Annotated in this window: 15 protein-coding genes; 3 read left to right on the top strand and 12 right to left on the bottom strand. The window is 52.9% G+C overall.

Annotation, left to right across the window (positions count from 1 at the left end; all coding sequences use genetic code 11):
* Nucleotides 1-32: 32 nt before the first annotated feature.
* The 4 genes from ACQG0S_RS00695 to rfaQ are packed head-to-tail and all read right to left on the bottom strand — an operon-like array spanning nt 33 to nt 4,331.
* Nucleotides 33-1,022 carry a glycosyltransferase gene (locus ACQG0S_RS00695; RefSeq protein WP_032626584.1) on the bottom strand — a complete coding sequence of 330 codons (990 nt, stop codon included), beginning with the start codon at nt 1,020-1,022 and terminating at the stop codon, nt 33-35.
* An 11-nt stretch (nt 1,023-1,033) separates the two neighbouring features.
* Nucleotides 1,034-2,134, bottom strand: coding sequence for a glycosyltransferase (locus ACQG0S_RS00700; protein WP_038415026.1), 1,101 nt, complete (start codon nt 2,132-2,134; stop codon nt 1,034-1,036).
* 2 nt (nt 2,135-2,136) lie between these two features.
* The gene (locus tag ACQG0S_RS00705) at nt 2,137-3,264 is read right to left on the bottom strand and encodes a glycosyltransferase family 4 protein (protein WP_023299023.1); all 1,128 of its coding nucleotides are present in this window, start codon (nt 3,262-3,264) and stop codon (nt 2,137-2,139) included.
* Nucleotides 3,261-4,331: a putative lipopolysaccharide heptosyltransferase III gene (gene rfaQ / locus ACQG0S_RS00710; protein ID WP_023299024.1), complete on the bottom strand. Its 1,071-nt coding sequence runs from the start codon at nt 4,329-4,331 to the stop codon at nt 3,261-3,263. Before rfaQ ends, ACQG0S_RS00705 begins: the two co-directional genes overlap by 4 nt.
* A gap of 150 nt (nt 4,332-4,481) precedes the next feature.
* Between rfaQ and ACQG0S_RS00715 the strand changes: the two genes are divergently transcribed.
* Nucleotides 4,482-5,435 (top strand): polysaccharide deacetylase family protein, encoded by a 954-nt coding sequence (locus ACQG0S_RS00715; protein ID WP_048966553.1) that lies wholly within the window; start codon nt 4,482-4,484, stop codon nt 5,433-5,435.
* Nucleotides 5,436-5,461: 26 nt separating this feature from the next.
* Here ACQG0S_RS00715 and ACQG0S_RS00720 read toward each other — a convergent pair whose 3' ends face one another.
* From ACQG0S_RS00720 to rfaD, 6 genes are all read right to left on the bottom strand, one after another.
* Nucleotides 5,462-6,673 (bottom strand): O-antigen ligase family protein, encoded by a 1,212-nt coding sequence (locus ACQG0S_RS00720; RefSeq protein WP_022646629.1) that lies wholly within the window; start codon nt 6,671-6,673, stop codon nt 5,462-5,464.
* Nucleotides 6,661-7,560 carry a glycosyltransferase family 2 protein gene (locus ACQG0S_RS00725; RefSeq protein ID WP_023305212.1) on the bottom strand — a complete coding sequence of 300 codons (900 nt, stop codon included), beginning with the start codon at nt 7,558-7,560 and terminating at the stop codon, nt 6,661-6,663. Before ACQG0S_RS00725 ends, ACQG0S_RS00720 begins: the two co-directional genes overlap by 13 nt.
* Nucleotides 7,561-7,565: 5 nt before the next feature.
* Nucleotides 7,566-8,675, bottom strand: coding sequence for a glycosyltransferase family 9 protein (locus tag ACQG0S_RS00730; RefSeq protein ID WP_045308210.1), 1,110 nt, complete (start codon nt 8,673-8,675; stop codon nt 7,566-7,568).
* Between the two features lie 3 nt (nt 8,676-8,678).
* Complete coding sequence (gene rfaC, locus ACQG0S_RS00735; RefSeq protein WP_022646632.1) at nt 8,679-9,662, bottom strand: lipopolysaccharide heptosyltransferase RfaC; 984 nt, start codon at nt 9,660-9,662, stop codon at nt 8,679-8,681.
* A 3-nt stretch (nt 9,663-9,665) separates the two neighbouring features.
* Nucleotides 9,666-10,712: an ADP-heptose--LPS heptosyltransferase RfaF gene (gene rfaF / locus ACQG0S_RS00740; RefSeq protein ID WP_023305214.1), complete on the bottom strand. Its 1,047-nt coding sequence runs from the start codon at nt 10,710-10,712 to the stop codon at nt 9,666-9,668.
* 79 nt (nt 10,713-10,791) lie between these two features.
* Nucleotides 10,792-11,772, bottom strand: a complete 981-nt coding sequence (rfaD, locus tag ACQG0S_RS00745) for an ADP-glyceromanno-heptose 6-epimerase (RefSeq protein WP_022646634.1) — start codon at nt 11,770-11,772, stop codon at nt 10,792-10,794.
* 215 nt (nt 11,773-11,987) lie between these two features.
* Here rfaD and kbl point away from each other — a divergent pair, with 215 nt between their 5' ends.
* Nucleotides 11,988-13,184, top strand: coding sequence for a glycine C-acetyltransferase (gene kbl / locus ACQG0S_RS00750; RefSeq protein WP_015570030.1), 1,197 nt, complete (start codon nt 11,988-11,990; stop codon nt 13,182-13,184).
* A gap of 9 nt (nt 13,185-13,193) precedes the next feature.
* On the top strand, nt 13,194-14,222 hold the full coding sequence (gene tdh, locus ACQG0S_RS00755) for an L-threonine 3-dehydrogenase (RefSeq protein WP_017383610.1): 1,029 nt from the start codon (nt 13,194-13,196) through the stop codon (nt 14,220-14,222).
* A 26-nt stretch (nt 14,223-14,248) separates the two neighbouring features.
* Here the strand turns inward: tdh and ACQG0S_RS00760 are convergent, their stop codons facing one another.
* Nucleotides 14,249-15,163: a hypothetical protein gene (locus tag ACQG0S_RS00760; RefSeq protein ID WP_023305215.1), complete on the bottom strand. Its 915-nt coding sequence runs from the start codon at nt 15,161-15,163 to the stop codon at nt 14,249-14,251.
* 15 nt (nt 15,164-15,178) lie between these two features.
* Nucleotides 15,179-16,384: a glycosyltransferase gene (locus ACQG0S_RS00765; RefSeq protein WP_022646636.1), complete on the bottom strand. Its 1,206-nt coding sequence runs from the start codon at nt 16,382-16,384 to the stop codon at nt 15,179-15,181.
* Nucleotides 16,385-16,556: the final 172 nt, after the last annotated feature.

Here is a 16,556-nt window from a genome sequence, read left to right on the forward strand (position 1 = left end):
TTCTAAGCATTTAAGCGTGCTAAAGCTATCTCTTATGCCAGATACCGTTTTAAACGGAAGTAGCGTCGGCCCAGGCGCCAGCGCAAACGCGGGCTTTTGGCACTTTTCCAGATGAGCTTCCAGATCCCGGTGTCGAAGAACTCTTTGATTATCATTGATTTCTTCGCTTCATCCTTCATGTTGTCGAAGGTATGAATAATTCCCAGACCCTCTTTGGCGATTTGCCAGTGACAGGCCGGGATATTTTTCACTTTATCCGGGTAGCGCTGGTTAATGGCATCTAGCATCTTCAGGATCTTCATGTAATGGCGCGCTGAGCGAATCAGCGTGTCGTCATTATCCGGGGTGTGCGATACCGAGGCGGAGTGAATGTAGTAGTCGTAAAAGCGTTCGCTGGTGTACTGAACGCGTTCTGCAGCAAGCAGCACCTCAGTCGTCCACGGGATATCCTGATGGCGCAGGCCAGGCTCGAAACGAAAGCCGTGCTGACGAATAAAATCGTGACGATAGATATTCAGCCAGGTCACATGCAGGAACTTACGTGAATCCAGCGCCTTTTTTAACCATGCCGCGCCATTCATGACGCTCGTTGAGGCGAGCTTATCTTCAGGGAAGATAGGGCGAGACGGTTTTTTGTTATTTTCCCAGACGTAGTTGCCATTGCAGGTAGCGACATCCAGGTTCTGCGTGACGGCCATATCCAGCAGACGCTGGTACATGCCGGGTTTGAAGACATCATCAATATCCGGGAAAGAGAGATATTGGCCGGTCGCAATGGCCAGGCCGGTATTACGCGCGATGGACACGCCCTGATTAGGTTGTTCAATAACCTGCATCTGTGGCAGCTGTTCGCGCCATTTTTCGACAATCTGCATCGAGCGGTCAGTGGAGCCGTCATTCACGATGATGACTTCCATACTGTCGATGTGTTGATTTACAAGGCAGGTAAAGAACTGATCGAGAAAAGCTTCACCGTTATAAACGGCAACCACCACGCTTAATAAAGGCGCTGAATTTTGCATATGAAACCTGATTATTTTTGGTTGTCGACCAAAGCAATGTATTGCTGGCAAATGGCGTTGATACCGAACGATGCGATCGTTTCGCGATCAACAACCGGCGGAGAGGCATACAGTTCTGCCAGTGTTTTCGCCAGTGATTCGTCGGTTAACGCGGTCAGACCACGCGCCAGAGGGCCAGTAAGGATCTCAGCAGGGCCGCCAGGGCAGTTTGTACTCACCGGTGGGGTCTGACAGATAATGGACTCTACCAGTACATTACCAAAACCTTCGCAGTCGGAACTTAACACTAAAAGGCGTGCACCTTTGATCCACGGATAAGGATTGGTTTCAAACGGGCGGAAGACGATCTTGTTTTCAATTCCCAGCTTAGCGGCAAGCTGTTTGAGCTGGTTAATTTTCACGTCAGAGCCTTTGCCCATCAACACCAGCGATGCGTCAATCTTGCTCATCGCAAACGCCCGCAGCAGCCGGTCGTGACGTTTGTGCTCATGAAAACGGCCAACGTGGATAATGTAATTCTGCCCCTGCATCTCAAAGGGCGCTTCCGCCAGACGCTGAATTTCAGGGATATCAAACGGGTTATGGATAACCGCTTTGCGCCGCAGGGGGATCGCGAGTACTTCAGACAGATCGTGCAGCACGGCGCCGGATACCGCCACCACGTTGCGGTTTTCATAGGTATGACGAATTTTATAATGCTTAAACCAGCGAGAAAGCCCGCTGCGATGGCGCAAATAGGAGAAGGAGAACATCCCGTGTACGCAAAACCAGACCTTATCGCGATCCAGCACGCGGCTGTGCGCCACGATACGGTCGGTTTTATGCAGATGCGAGAAGACGACGTCAAATTTACCGCTGCGTTCTGCCTGCTCAATGGCGCGATCCAGCAAACGGGCGCGACGCGGGATCTCGGTCAGCTTCCGCCAGGGTTTTTTACAGGTATCCTGCACGACCTGAAAATCGATGCCTTCCGGAACGGCGTAGTCGCACACCTTCCGTAAGGAGAAAAGGGTGACCTGATGCCCCAGTTCTGTCAGTCCGCTGGAGAGGGTGAGAACCGTTTTTTCGGCTCCTCCACCGGGTAAACCATCAATAATCATTAGGATGCGCATTATTAATCCAGTAATTTTTGATAAAGCGAAATAAGCTGACTTGATAGTTTTTCAGGGGTTGCTTCTCTGACGCGTTCACGCGCCGCAAGCCCCATATTGTTATTTTTTTCCAGTGAAGGGATGGACATGACGGCCTCCTTCAATGTGTGGATATCAAGTGCATCACAGTAAAACCCGTTCTGGCCTTGCTCAATAAATTCCGAACCACCGCAACTCTCTGACGTAATGACGGGCAATCCACAGGCCATTGCTTCAAGTATGACGTTAGGGAAAGGATCATACAGCGTCGGCAGCAGTAAACCATCAGAAAGCTGATAAAATGGTAGCGTCTCTTTTTGCATCCCCAGGAAACGGATTTGCCCCTCACAGCCTAATGAACGGGCGAGGTCGCGATAACGGCTTTCCGCTTTATCCTGACCGACCACAACCAGCCACGCCGATGTTCCTGCTATAGCCTGAATAGCGCTTGCCAGCCCCTTGCGTTCAAACCCTGAACCCACGAAGCAGAAAATGACGGCATCAGCGGGTAAGCCAAATTGCTTACGCAGTACAGCTCGCTGCCTCTCTTCTGCCGGAACGAAGCGGCGGGAATCTATTGAATTATAAATCACATGTATCTTTTTTGCGTCAATATCAAAGTCTTCGACGATTTCGCGCTTGATCATCTCCGCATTACAGATAACGGCTTTCAACTCGGGAGCCTGGTACATTTCACGTTCGGCGTTCATCACGTAGCGGTGATAGCGATCGTGCATGAGCAGCTTCGCGCGCCAGGCGGGAAGAATACGCGTACGCTGTAGCAGCCAGCGTCGATGTACACCATCTCCGGCGCGGTAAATATCGCAGCCCGGAATACGTTCGTGGCTCTGTACAATATCAAACTGCTGTTGCTGCCACAGCGCGCGCGCGGCGTGTGCAAAGCCGCGTTCACGGCTGATGCGGCCCCACTTTCGTGGATCGCAGATATGAATATGCCAGTCGTCCTGCTTTTCGCCCTGCCACTCGCGGGTGATGACGTTGAGCTCAAGATTTTGATTGCTCAGCGCGGTGAGTGCCCTGGAGACAAAACGTTCTGCTCCCCCATCCGGCCGATATTTTTGGCGCACAATGGCCAGACGATGAAGCTTCATTGCAGGTATCTCCTTGCGGCGGAGACGACAGCATCAACGGGGATGGCGTCGAGATAACGTTCCGTCGTTTTTGTATCAATGGCGTCAGGGTTGGGAAGCGGGCCGTAGTTACCAGCCCAGATGACCTCGCCGTTAACCTGCCATGGCGACCAGAACGTCAACTTTGATGGGCCAAACAGCGCCACGCAGGGCGTCTGAAGGGCGGCGGCCATGTGCATGGGGACGGAGTCAACGCCAATGAACAGGGCTGCGTGATCGATAAGCGAGGCCAGCTGGCGCAGGGTTAACTGCCCTGCCAGCGATACAACACCCGTCTGCGGGGAGGCGGCAAGAATGCGGTCAATCATCGCCAGCTCTTTCTTATCCGGTCCCGCCGTAAGGACGATAGTGTGGCCGTCCTGCTGCAATGCGGCGATAGTTTGCGCCATTTTGCCTTCGTCCCAGCACTTAAAGAACCAGCGTGAAGTGGGTTGAATAACGATATAGCGTTCCCCCACACCCTTTTGTGTCAGCTTGTGATGAGCATGGTGCCAGTCATCCGCACTGTAAGCCATGGTGACGGCGGGTCTGGCGGCAACGGGTAATGGTTTCAGTATGGACAGGTTTTGTTCAACGGTGTGCAGGTTCTGATGGCTGGCGACCGAGACCAGTTCACTGTGACAAAAACGCCAGAAGGCATTATTGCGCTTGTTAAAAGCGAACCCGAGCCGAACCGGTGCGCCGGTGAAGCGGGTAACAATCGCGCTGCGCCACTGATCGGCAAGATTGATCACCAGATGATAATGCTGAGCGCGTAAAGCACGAAGCAACTGCCACTCTTTTTGCAGGTGCTTCAGCGTCCCCAACTGCTTCCATTTACGATCGATACCATAGATCGTACCGATTGCCGGATGCGCGGCGAGCATGTCTCGCGTCTCTTCATAGAGAAGGACGTCGATTTGGGCTTCAGGCCATTTCTGGCGCAATGAATTGATGACGGGGGTGGTGAGTAACATGTCACCATGATGGCGAAGTTTAATCAGTAAAATGCGCAAATCAGGCGTGTCAGGTAAGTTATTCATCATCATCTTATCGGCGTTGTACTGTTGGCAATTCTAATAGACCTGGTAACGACTTGCACTCTTTCTCCATAATGTCAGGAATTTCCCTGGAAGGGTTTACTCCTGCTTTCGGGCGTGCGTAACATAGCGCTAACTATTTTGTCTTGCGGACTCATTATGAAAAAACCAGCGTTTATCATCACGATCGATACCGAAGGGGATAATCTCTGGCAGAACCACCGGGTCATCAAAACGGAAAACGCGCGCTACCTGGCGCGGTTTCAGACGCTTTGCGAGCGTTTCGGCTTTAAGCCTGTCTGGCTCACCAACTACGAGATGGCCGTCGAACCGGTGTTCATTGAGTTCGCGAAAGAGGTCATAGCCCGGGGGCAGGGCGAGGTAGGAATGCATCTCCATGCCTGGAACAGCCCTCCGGAGCACGATCTGACCGGTGATGACTGGCGCTGGCAGCCTTATCTGATTGAGTTTTCAGACGAGGTCATGCGTGAGAAAGTGCTGTTCATGACCCGCCTACTGGAAGAGACCTTCCAGACAAAAATGCTCAGCCATCGCGCCGGGCGCTGGGCATTCGACAGCCGTTACGCCCGGTTACTGATTGAGCTGGGGTATCAGGTAGATTGTTCCGTTACGCCGCGCGTGAACTGGCGCAACGCGAAAGGTGCCCCACAGGGTAATGGCGGAACGAATTACCAGCATTTTCCCGATCGCGCCTACTTTTTGGACGTAGACGACATTTCCCGGCCGGGAAACAGCCTTCTCCTCGAAGTGCCAATGAGCATCCAGTATAAACACCCGGCATGGCTGAATTCCCTGAAGCAGGGTTACGATCGTCTGCGCGGTAAATACCGTTCTCCGTCAGTTAACTGGTTACGCCCGTCCGGCGGTAACGCGGAGGAGATGATTAAGGTTGCGCAGCAGTGCCTGTCTCAGGGAAATGACTACGTGGAGTTCATGCTGCATTCGTCGGAATTTATGCCTGGCGGGAGCCCTACTTTTAAAGACGAGGCCGCGATTGAGGGGCTTTATCAGGATCTGGAGCAGCTCTTTACCTGGTTATCAGATAAGACCGTGGGGATGACGCTGGCGGAGTTTTACCAGTACAAAAAATAGTTATGCCCGCCAGGCGGGCATATTTGCTATTGCTGCTTTGTTTGGGTGAAAGGTGTACTTAATGCAAACAAAACCATAAAGAAGATTAAGGCTTCTGAACTGAGCAGTATGACATCCGTCAGACCATACAAAAGCAAAAGTAGCATCGAGGTTAGCAGCAGTGCGTTTCTGTTTCGTAGGGCATACACAATCATCGAAACGAAGAAAAAGAGCATAACCGCCACGCCGGGGATCCCCTGCAATGAATATTTCTCTATAAATTCATTATGCAGGTGGACTTTGATGTACACGAGCGCGGTAGCAAGATGTGGATGACCGTCTTTTATATACTGCCGTGTCCACGTTTCACGCTCTTCAAGTGATTGCCCCAACGGATGTGCAAGACCATTCTCGATCCCGACAGTCCACATCGAAAAACGTGCGCCCAGTGACGTGCGGTCATAGCCTTGCTGATATTTCTCAACTTCAATTTGGGTTTGCGTTATTTTCGGTGCAATCAACGGCTTGTAGCTTACGACGACAATGCCGGCCACAATGCATAAAAAGATGAGAGTGGATTTGAGATGAATTTTTCTGAAATGATATAGCGTGAGCACTATCGCCAGAAGCAGATATAAACCCATCGCAGCACGGGTACCCGTCAACAGTATGACGAAGTAAGAGATTAATATAGTGAAACCCGCGACAACATACAGCTTCACGTTCTGCTGAAGGTAAAGACTGTATACGAAAGCCAGTGACAGGACAGAATAAACATAGGCTGAAACGGTGGCACGGTTAATTGCCATCTCAACGCGAGTCATACCTTGCGAGGCCTGCCACAAGCCATATCCTGTGGCGAGCACAAACCCTAAGGCCGCTGCGTAGAAGAAAAATTTCCTGAAGTTATCTTTATCAATGTAAAACTTAAAGCGGTCAATATAGAAAATCAGGATACTCGCTAAAATTAACTTTTTGCTGGCGCCTAGATAGTCGCTATAAAGATTGAGTCCCTCGTTATGATACTCATAGATTAAGTACCAGCCGAGGTTAAGTAACCCAATCAGCAAAATGGGCAGCGCTATAGTAAAAGGTCGAAGAGTGATTTTTTTATATTCGAAAGCCAGGCCAATAATACTGACGTAAATAGCAATATAGAAAAACTCTCTTTGCTTCCCTGAACTGACTAGTGCCAGCATCAAAGAGATGAGGCTCAAAGCAATCGTCAGTTGATATAGCCGTGGTTTTATTTTTTCCATAACGCCTCAATAACCCTTTTTTTGTAGCTAAAACGAACATCGGTGGACAGGAAAAAAGACAATGTGTACATGGCCTTTACGCGTTGTTTCACGAGTTGTAATTGTTGGTCTGTAAGACAGGACCGATGGTTGCTGTAAATATCAAACCAGTGGCAATTGACAAGATGCCTGTAGCTTGACGGAAATGTTCTTTCCATCTGTAACGTGCATTCGACAAGCGTTGAAATTTTGCTGGCGTCCAGACTGCTCGACAAACTGTCGCGACGCTTGACGTAATAATAATGCCCCTGGCGTTGATAGACTATTTTGCTCGACTGCATCAACATTCCGGGGAAGACAGCGAAATCCTCATAACATAACATTGGAGGAATAGGGTTGCTTTCGTACAGGCTACGATGAATAAACTGGCCAATGAGATGCGCCTGAAAGTCTTTATGGCGTAAGAAACGAGCGACTGCTTCATGTTGTGACAATGGCACAGGGTTGAATCCCTGCCAGTCTGAAGTCATTTTCCGGGGATCGCGAATCTCAAGCAAACGTGTCAGTAACATATCCGGACGTTGCGCTTTCAGAAAGGTAATTGCGTCCCTGAGGCTGCCCGGCTTTAAGCAATCGTCACTGTCGAGCATCGTAATATATTCACCGGATGCCAGTGCGACAGCACTGTTTCGTACCCGGCCGACGTTACGAAAGTTCACGGTGCGCGTTATGATCTGAGGAAATTTAGGTGACCACTCTTCAATTATTGCCTGCGTGGTATCCTCAGAACTGTCATTAAAAATAATAATTTCAGTGTCTTGAACGGTGGCTGCCAGCAGGCTTGAAAGCGTGGCATGCAGCGTAGCTTCAGCGTTATGAGCAGCAATAATGACGCTTAAAAAAGCCATAAAAATTAGTTTCCTTGAGCGTCGGTAGCGCTAGCCAGTGAGCGGGCTTTGGGTAATGTACGGATAAACTGCTGAAGATCGTGTAACGCGGAGTCAGTGACAGAGAATAGTGCTTCCCGTTCTTGCGGGAAGTAATAGCGCGTTTCAAACACATAAGAACAAATGTTGTCGTCATTCCCGATCAGCAACACATTGCCAAGCGGACGTTGTTCATAGTGACAACACGGACCAAACAGCAGGACTACCGGAACGCCAACGGCGTCTGCGATATATACATTCCCCGAGTCAGACGCGATATAACAGTCCATCTTAGAAATGGCCCAGGGAAGCTCTTCCAGCGAAATTTTGCCAATAAGATTGATAAAATTAGGGATTTCACCGTAAAGGCGGGTGATATCGTCCATCCACGACTGTTCGTTTGGCGCGCCGAAGACATAAAACTCGCAGGGTAAATCAGCGAGTTGATCAACAATCCGCTTCCAGATAACCGGAGGAACGGTTTTGGCTTTATTGCCCGCCGCAATACTGATGCCGATGCGGATAACGTCAGGTTTATCAAGAATGGCCGGCCAGGTCGTCGGTTTAAAGAGCGGCTTTGTGGCGTGCTTGGGAGAGTCTTGCCATGTGAGTGCGCGGTCGGCCAGTTTCAGGTAGTTCGTCACCGAAAGCGTTTTTTTGCCATGCTCAACGGTACCGTCAGCCGCAAGATAGAAAATCCCGTGATACCACCTGCGCGTGTAAATGGTTAAAAATTGTTTGTTTTTAGCATTGCAGACGGCGGCAAAAAAGAGGTTCACGCTGTTGGGTTGTAGCAGGTAGACGTTGTCGTAGCGGTTCATGATCCTGCACGCGAAGCACAGTTTACGCCACAGGTTGCGCTTATGCTGCTCAATAAAATAGATCTGCTCGATAGTCTCATCATGCTTCGCCAGCGCACCAACGCTGCGACTGACCAACACATCGCTTTTTTGCAGATATGCCAGTAGAGGTGTCGCATTAATAAAGTCACCGATTTTGGCTGTCTGAATGACAAGGTTTTTGCCCGTGTCTTTTCGAAACAGCTTCCGGAGGAGTTTCACCGGAAAGAGTAAAATCAGCAGAAATACATAACTCATGGGTTAAATATCCCTGTTGGAAAGCCGATGGCTGCCCTGTAAAAATGAAAAAATAGCATCTGCGCTAATATCCTTCGTTTGTTGCGTAGGGCTGACCATCTGATGCTGGTTTTTACCGTAACCCCCGATCAACCCCGGATCGGTCGGGCCGAAAATCGTGATATTAGGACGATCCAGTGCGGCGGTTAAATGGCTTAACCCTGTATCCACAGAAACGACGGCGTTAGCGCCCGCTAGCTGTGCGGCAACCTGCGCCAGCGTGAGTTTGGGTAACACCTCAACGTGGGAAAAGCCTGCTGCCAGACGTTCCGCACGCTGCCGCTCATGTTCTGCACCCCACGGGAGTTTAATATGGATACCGCAAGGTTGCATTAGTTCAATCAGCCTTCTCCAGTGCGTTTCCGGCCAGTGCTTATCGTCGCGCGTTGTGGCATGCAGGAACACCAGATACGGTTCAGCATGCTCCTCCGTCTCGCGCAAAAAATGCTGTGCAATAGCGTAGTCACCCTGGGCTTCAGGTTTTGCATAGCCCAGGCTTTTCGCGAACAGCTCGCGGGTACGTTCCACGGCGTGCTGCTGCTTCGCAATATGGTGGCGACGATTATAGAACAGGCTCGCCAGCGGTTCGCGGGCGGTTTGCCAGTCCATGCCGTGCTTTACGCCGTGCGCCAGACGCGTGACCAGCGCGGCGCTTTTCACCAGGCCCTGAGCGTCAACGATCGCGTCGTAACGCCGGGCCTGCACCGCTTCGCGGAAGGCTTTACGTTCGGCTTTAATCGGTGCGGAGAACCATGCTTTGCGCCAGCGGCGAATGGCCACCGGGATCACGCGGTCAACCGCTTCGTGCCAGGTGGGGATCTGCGCGAAGCCTTCTTCCACCACCCAGTCAAAACGAATGCCGGGAATGGCCCGCATCGCGTCCGTCAGTGACGGCAGCGTATGCAGCACATCGCCCATCGAAGAGGTTTTAACGATCAATACCCGCATTCGTTATCCTTCTTCGCTCAACAGAAGTTCGTTGAGCTCTTCGAGAACGCGCTGCGGCGTAATGTCGATCAGGCTCTGGTGGTAGCCTTCTGCGGCATCACCTTTACGTACCTTGTGGTAGCCGGTGATCAAACGGATCACGCGCGCTTTGTGCGACAGCGGCGGCGTGAAGTCCGGGCTGCTCGGGCCATACAGCGCCACCAGCGGACGATCCAGCGCGGCGGCGACGTGCATCAGGCCAGAGTCGTTGCTGACAACGGCTTTACAGGCGGCAATCAAAATAACCGCCTGCTCGAGCTGCGTTTCCCCGGCCAGGTTTCGGCACCAGGCCTGTTGCTCGGTGCTGAGCGTGGCGAGAATTTCATTGCCCGCCTCGTGATCTTTCGCCGAGCCAAACAGCACAATTTGATAGCCTTCGTCGATCAGCTGTTTCGCCAGCTCTGCGTAGTGATAGTGCGGCCAGCGTTTTGCCGGACCAAACTCCGCGCCGGGGCAGAAGCCAATCATCGGGCGTTCGGACGAAATGCCAAACGCGTTGCAGGTGTGGGATTTCTCCCCGTCGCTTACCTGGAGCTGCGGCCACAGTAGCGGCTGCGGCAGATCTTTCGCGCTGCGCATCACGCCTTTGTCGTAGGCCAGCGCCACGTAGCGTTCTACCATCAGCGGCCAGGCCTCTTTATCCAGCACCCGGGCGTCGTTAAGCAGGCCGTAGCGCATTTCACCGCGCCACCCGGTACGGTGCGGGATGCCCGCAAAGAAGGGCACAAGAGCGGATTTGAAGGAGTTTGGCAGGACATATGCGCGGTCATAGCGTTTCTCGCGCAGGCTGTGGCCGAGTTTGCGGCGTTCACCGATTTCCAGCGCCCCGTGGCCGAGCGGCATCGGGATCGCCTCGTTCACTTCCGGCATACGCGATAACAGCGGACGGCACCATGCGGGTGCCATCACGTCGATTATCGCCTGGGGATAACGCGCCTTGAGCGTGCGATAGAGACTTTGCGACATCATCATGTCGCCCACCCAGGACGGGCCGATCACCAGTATTTTCATTCACTTCATCCTTCAAGCTGTCTCTGCGTTGGCTGCCTGCGTTCACTCCAGTCACTTACTTTTGTAAGCTCCCGGAGATTCACTTCGTTGCCGCCTTGATACCGCTCGAATGATTTTGTGAATTTATATCGCGGTCACGGTTCAGCCAGGCCATATATTCCGTTACGCCTTCGGCAACGGTCTTGAACGGCTTGTCGTAGCCTGCGGCGCGCAGGTTAGTCAGGTCCGCCTGGGTGAATGCCTGGTAGCGGCCTTTCAGCTTATCCGGGAACGGAATGTACTCGATGCTGCCTTTCTTATGGTAAGCCAGCGTCGCGTCTGCCACCGCCTGGAAGGATTCCGCGCGGCCTGTGCCCAGGTTGAAAATGCCGGACACGCCGTTTTCCAGGAACCACAGGTTCACTGCCGCCACGTCGCCTACGTAGACGAAGTCACGCTTAAAGCCGTCGCTGCCTTCGAACAGTTTCGGACTTTCGCCGTTATTTAACTGGGTGTTCAGGTGGAAGGCCACACTCGCCATGCTGCCTTTGTGGCCTTCGCGCGGTCCGTAGACGTTGAAGTAGCGGAAGCCGACAATCTGAGAGTTTGCTTCTGGGAGGATCTGACGCACGTACTCATCAAACAGGAATTTGGAGTAACCGTAAACGTTCAGCGGCTGCTCATACTCGCGGGATTCGATGAAATCTGAAGTGCGCCCACCGTAGGTTGCCGCGGAAGAGGCGTACAGGAATGGAATTTCACGCTCCAGGCAGTAGTGCAGGATCTCTTTGGAGTACTGATAGTTGTTGTCCATCATGTACTTGCCGTCCCACTCGGTGGTGGAGGAACAGGCCCCTTCGTGGAAGATGGCTTCGATCTCGCCGAACTCTTCACCCGCCATAATCTGGATAAGAAAGTCTTCTTTATCCATGTAGTCAGCGATGTTCAGATCCACCAGGTTTACGAACTTGGTGCCGTCTTTCAGGTTGTCCACCACCAGGATGTCGGTGATGCCTTTGTCATTGAGGGCCTTAACAATATTGCTGCCGATAAAGCCCGCGCCGCCGGTAACGATGATCATAACTGTAACCTTTGAAGTGTGGAGTCCGGGGAACATCCCGAACGCTAATCTCTTTATCATATCATCACAATGCCCGGTCTTCAGCCATTCACCGATATGCAGCAGGGGTACACGTGATTTATGCTGCAAAAACGAGAAGAGATACGGCGTCATCTCGTCATGAACTATTGGTTTGGGTAATATGTGCCAAAATTTGCCGAGTCTGGAGAATTGCAATGCGTGGTGATTTTTACAAACAGTTAAACAGCGACCTCGACACCGCACGTGCGGAAGGGTTGTTCAAAGAAGAGCGTATTATCACGTCTGCCCAGCAGGCGGACATCACCGTTGCCGACGGCAGCCATGTGATCAACTTTTGCGCGAACAACTATTTAGGTCTTGCGAATCACCCTGAGCTGATTGCCGCGGCGAAAAACGGCATGGATACCCACGGCTTCGGCATGGCCTCCGTTCGCTTTATCTGCGGTACCCAGGACAGCCACAAGCAGCTTGAGCAAAAGCTGGCGAACTTCCTCGGAATGGAAGACGCGATTCTGTACTCCTCCTGCTTCGACGCCAACGGCGGTCTGTTTGAGACCCTGCTCGGTGCAGAAGACGCGATTATCTCCGACGCCCTGAACCACGCCTCCATCATCGACGGTGTACGCCTGTGCAAAGCGAAGCGTTTCCGCTACGCCAACAACGACATGGTTGAGCTGGAAGCCCGCCTGAAAGAGGCCCGTGAAGCCGGTGCCCGCCACGTGCTGATCGCCACCGACGGCGTGTTCTCCATGGACGGCGTGATCGCCAACCTGAAAGGCGTGTGCGATCTGGCGGATAAATACGACGCGCTGGTGATGGTGGATGACTCTCACGCGGTTGGCTTTGTCGGCGAAAATGGCCGCGGCTCCCACGAATACTGCGACGTAATGGGCCGCGTAGATATCATCACCGGTACGCTGGGCAAAGCGCTTGGTGGCGCGTCTGGCGGCTACACTGCTGCGCGCAAAGAGGTGGTTGAGTGGCTGCGTCAGCGCTCCCGCCCGTACCTGTTCTCCAACTCCCTGGCGCCGGCGATTGTGGCCGCCTCTATTAAAGTGCTGGAGATGGTGGAATCCGGGGCTGAGTTGCGCGACCGCCTGTGGGCTAACGCCCGCCTGTTCCGTGAAAAAATGAGCGCCGCAGGATTCACCCTGGCCGGCGCTGACCATGCGATCATTCCGGTGATGCTGGGTGACGCGGTTGTCGCGCAGAAATTTGCTCGTGAGCTTCAGAAAGAAGGGATTTACGTGACCGGGTTCTTCTTCCCGGTGGTACCAAAAGGTCAGGCGCGTATCCGCACCCAGATGTCTGCGGCGCACTCGCCTGAACAAATTGAACGTGCGGTGGAAGCCTTTACCCGCATCGGCAAACAGCTGGGCGTAATTGCCTGAGGACGTGTGATGAAAGCGTTATCCAAACTGAAAGCGGAAGAAGGGATTTGGATGACCGACGTGCCGGAGCCGGAAGTCGGTCATAACGATCTGCTGATCAAAATTCGTAAAACCGCCATCTGCGGTACTGACGTTCACATCTACAACTGGGACCAGTGGTCGCAAAAAACCATTCCCGTGCCAATGGTTGTCGGCCACGAATATGTCGGCGAAGTGGTCGGCATTGGCCAGGAAGTGAAAGGCTTCAACATTGGCGACCGCGTCTCCGGTGAAGGCCACATTACCTGCGGTCACTGCCGCAACTGTCGCGGTGGGCGTACGCACCTGTGCCGCAACACCGTCGGCGTGGGCGTGAACCGTCCGGGCTGCTTCGCGGAATACCTGGTGATCCCGGCGTTTAACGCGTTCAAAATCCCGGACAATATCTCTGACGACCTGGCCTCCATCTTCGACCCGTTCGGCAACGCGGTACACACGGCGCTCTCCTTCGACCTGGTGGGTGAAGACGTGCTGGTCTCCGGCGCGGGCCCAATCGGCATTATGGCGGCAGCCGTGGCGAAGCATGTGGGTGCGCGCAACGTGGTGATCACCGACGTGAACGAATACCGCCTGTCGCTGGCGCGCAAAATGGGCGTCACCCGCGCGGTGGATGTCTCGAAAGAGAGCCTGACAGACGTGATGGAAGAGCTGGGCATGACCGAAGGCTTTGACGTGGGTCTGGAGATGTCCGGCGCGCCACCGGCGTTCCGCACCATGCTCGACACCATGAACCACGGTGGCCGAATCGCGATGCTGGGTATTCCGCCGTCAGATATGTCCATCGACTGGAACAAAGTCATCTTCAAGGGGCTGTTCATTAAGGGCATTTATGGCCGCGAGATGTTCGAAACCTGGTACAAGATGGCTGCGCTGATCCAGTCCGGTCTGGATCTGTCCCCGATTATCACTCACCGTTTCTCCATCGATGAGTTCCAGCAGGGCTTCGACGCAATGCGTTCCGGCCAGTCAGGGAAAGTGATCCTGAGCTGGGATAAGTAATCAAAAAGGGGCCTGAGGCCCCTTTTTTACTGATTCTTTTTCTCTTCGTCCGTCAGGTAACGCACCTTGCGGGTGTAATCCTGACCTTTGAACAGCAGCTTATTATCCGGTGATTCCAGATACTTCTGCCATTCGGAAAGCGGGAAACCGCCGTGCGCGCCAATCACCTCTTTCGGCACAACGGCTTCCTGTCCGCCGATCTTCTTGGAGACCGGCCAGTTCATCCAGTCGCCCAGGTTAACCGTTTTGACATCCAGCATGTCCAGCAGCGCAGCGAGCGGCAGCTGATCGGTCGGCGGCTGCGTATCGTCCATCAGCTCCCAGGTATCCTGGAACAGCGTCAGCCACAGCGGGCAGATACGGCGCCAGGTCTTTTTGGTGGCGGCAAGAAACGCGCCGTTAACGTGATCGACCAGATACGGGCGCACCGTTTCTTTGTAATACGCCGGCACTTTCTCCGCTGGCGCACCGTCCAGCTTGGCAATCATTTTGCCCTGACGGAAGCTGGAGTAGATGTGCATATCCGCCATGTTGATCTCTGGCATTTTAAGCAGGTTGAGATCGGAGTCGATCATCAGCACACCTTCACCGCGCGCCTGCAACGGAGCGTTAAGCTTCACCAGACGACTGAGGTAGATCTGCTTATAGCGGTAACCTTCTTCACGTTTTGGAAGCGTGAGGGTAACAACGCGAGTTTTTGGCGGCAGTTCGCCGAAAGCGGATTCAGGCTGATCGCTGACGATAACAATCTCGCTGACGTCAGAGGCATAACGCTCTGCAAAGGTCGCTGACAATAACGCCTCTTCGACGAAATCTGCGCCCGTACACGGGATCACAATGGAATCAACCGCAACGAGATCGCGCGTGACCGGAAGGGAAGCGTAAGGAATGTTATGACGCCCGGTAATGTGGCGGTAGCGAGCATTCAGGAATTTAAACATGTTCTTCTCGTTTGGTTATTGCGCGCCAAGAACGGCCTCGACACCGTTAACATAGCTTTCAATGGCATACATGTTGCAGACATTCTGGTGCGCGGCAGCGGCGAGCCGGGCGCGCAGAGCAGGATCCTGCCAGATATTATCCAGATGTTGAGCAAGTTGCGACACGTCGCTCCAGGGAAACAGCAGGCCGGTCGACTCATGATCGATCAATTCTGCCGTGCCGGTCACCTTTGAACCAATCACGGGGATGTTGAGCAGCATTGCTTCCAGCACGACGCGGGGCAAGCCTTCGCTCTGCGAGGCCAGAATGAACGCGTCAAAAGTGGCGAGATAGTCAAAAGGCGTGTTCTGGAAACCGGTAAAAATGACGTGCTCAGCAATACCTGATGCATCAGCTTGTGCAGCCAGCGCGCCGCGTTCAGCCCCTTCACCGACCAGCACCATTTTCCATTTTGCCTGCGGGTGTCTCTGGCTGAACTGTGCCAGCGCCTCCAGCGTGTGGTGGTTGGCCTTACGAGGGATTAACGAGCCAATGCTGCCGAATACAAACGTATCGTCTTCAATATTCAGTCGCTGGCGCATCGCGCATCGGTCCGGCAAAGGCTGATGGATGTCGATGGCATTGTTGACCGTGGTACACAGCTCTGGCCGGACGCCATGCTGAAGTAGCACGCGTTCAACGCCGTGCGAGACGGCAATGATTTTTGTGGCATGGGCATTCACCAGCTTCACCAGCGGCGGGGTCAGCACCGGTTCAATCCGGCAGTGCTGGATTATCCGTGCACGCAGGTTTGCGCCCGCCAGATACCCTTCTTCATTAGAGCCTGGCTGGTTGTTCATATACAGCGTATCGAATCCACCTTCCCTGAAAATGGTCTCGATCTTGCTGACGTTGGGCCGGATACGCCACAGGGTATCAATATGCCGCGTAAATGCTTTGCGCGCCGAACGCGAGAAAAACAGCAGACCACGTCCCGCTTCTTTCAGGAGTTTTGCCCATGCCGGTTGCTTACGTTGAGGGATAACGAGTAATGGGATCCCAATGCTGTTGAGCACCTGGCCTATCGTTTGACCTTCAGCACGACTATAATCACTGTAAAAACAACAGGTAATGTCGAATTTGTCGCGGTTGATTCGCTTCAGAAGCTCAAGCATACTGTTGGTACCTCCCCCCCATTCTTTGCCTGTGTCCAGGAGGAGGATTTTACGTTTTTGCGGCATGTCTGAATCCGTATGCTACCCTTCATCTGACCGCATTATAAAGAATTTACTGAAATAAAATAGATTTTTTGTATTTCTTTGTCTTTTTATAAGGAAAGGTTTTAAACGCGCTTATTTTAAAAGTGCGATTTAAGACTTTAATCGCCTCTTCTCAATTCGATAGTATTAGCGC

Origin of the sequence: Enterobacter cloacae complex sp. 418I7, assembly GCF_050030705.1 — a bacterium.
In the GTDB taxonomy this organism is placed as follows: Bacteria; Pseudomonadota; Gammaproteobacteria; order Enterobacterales; family Enterobacteriaceae; genus Enterobacter; species Enterobacter intestinihominis.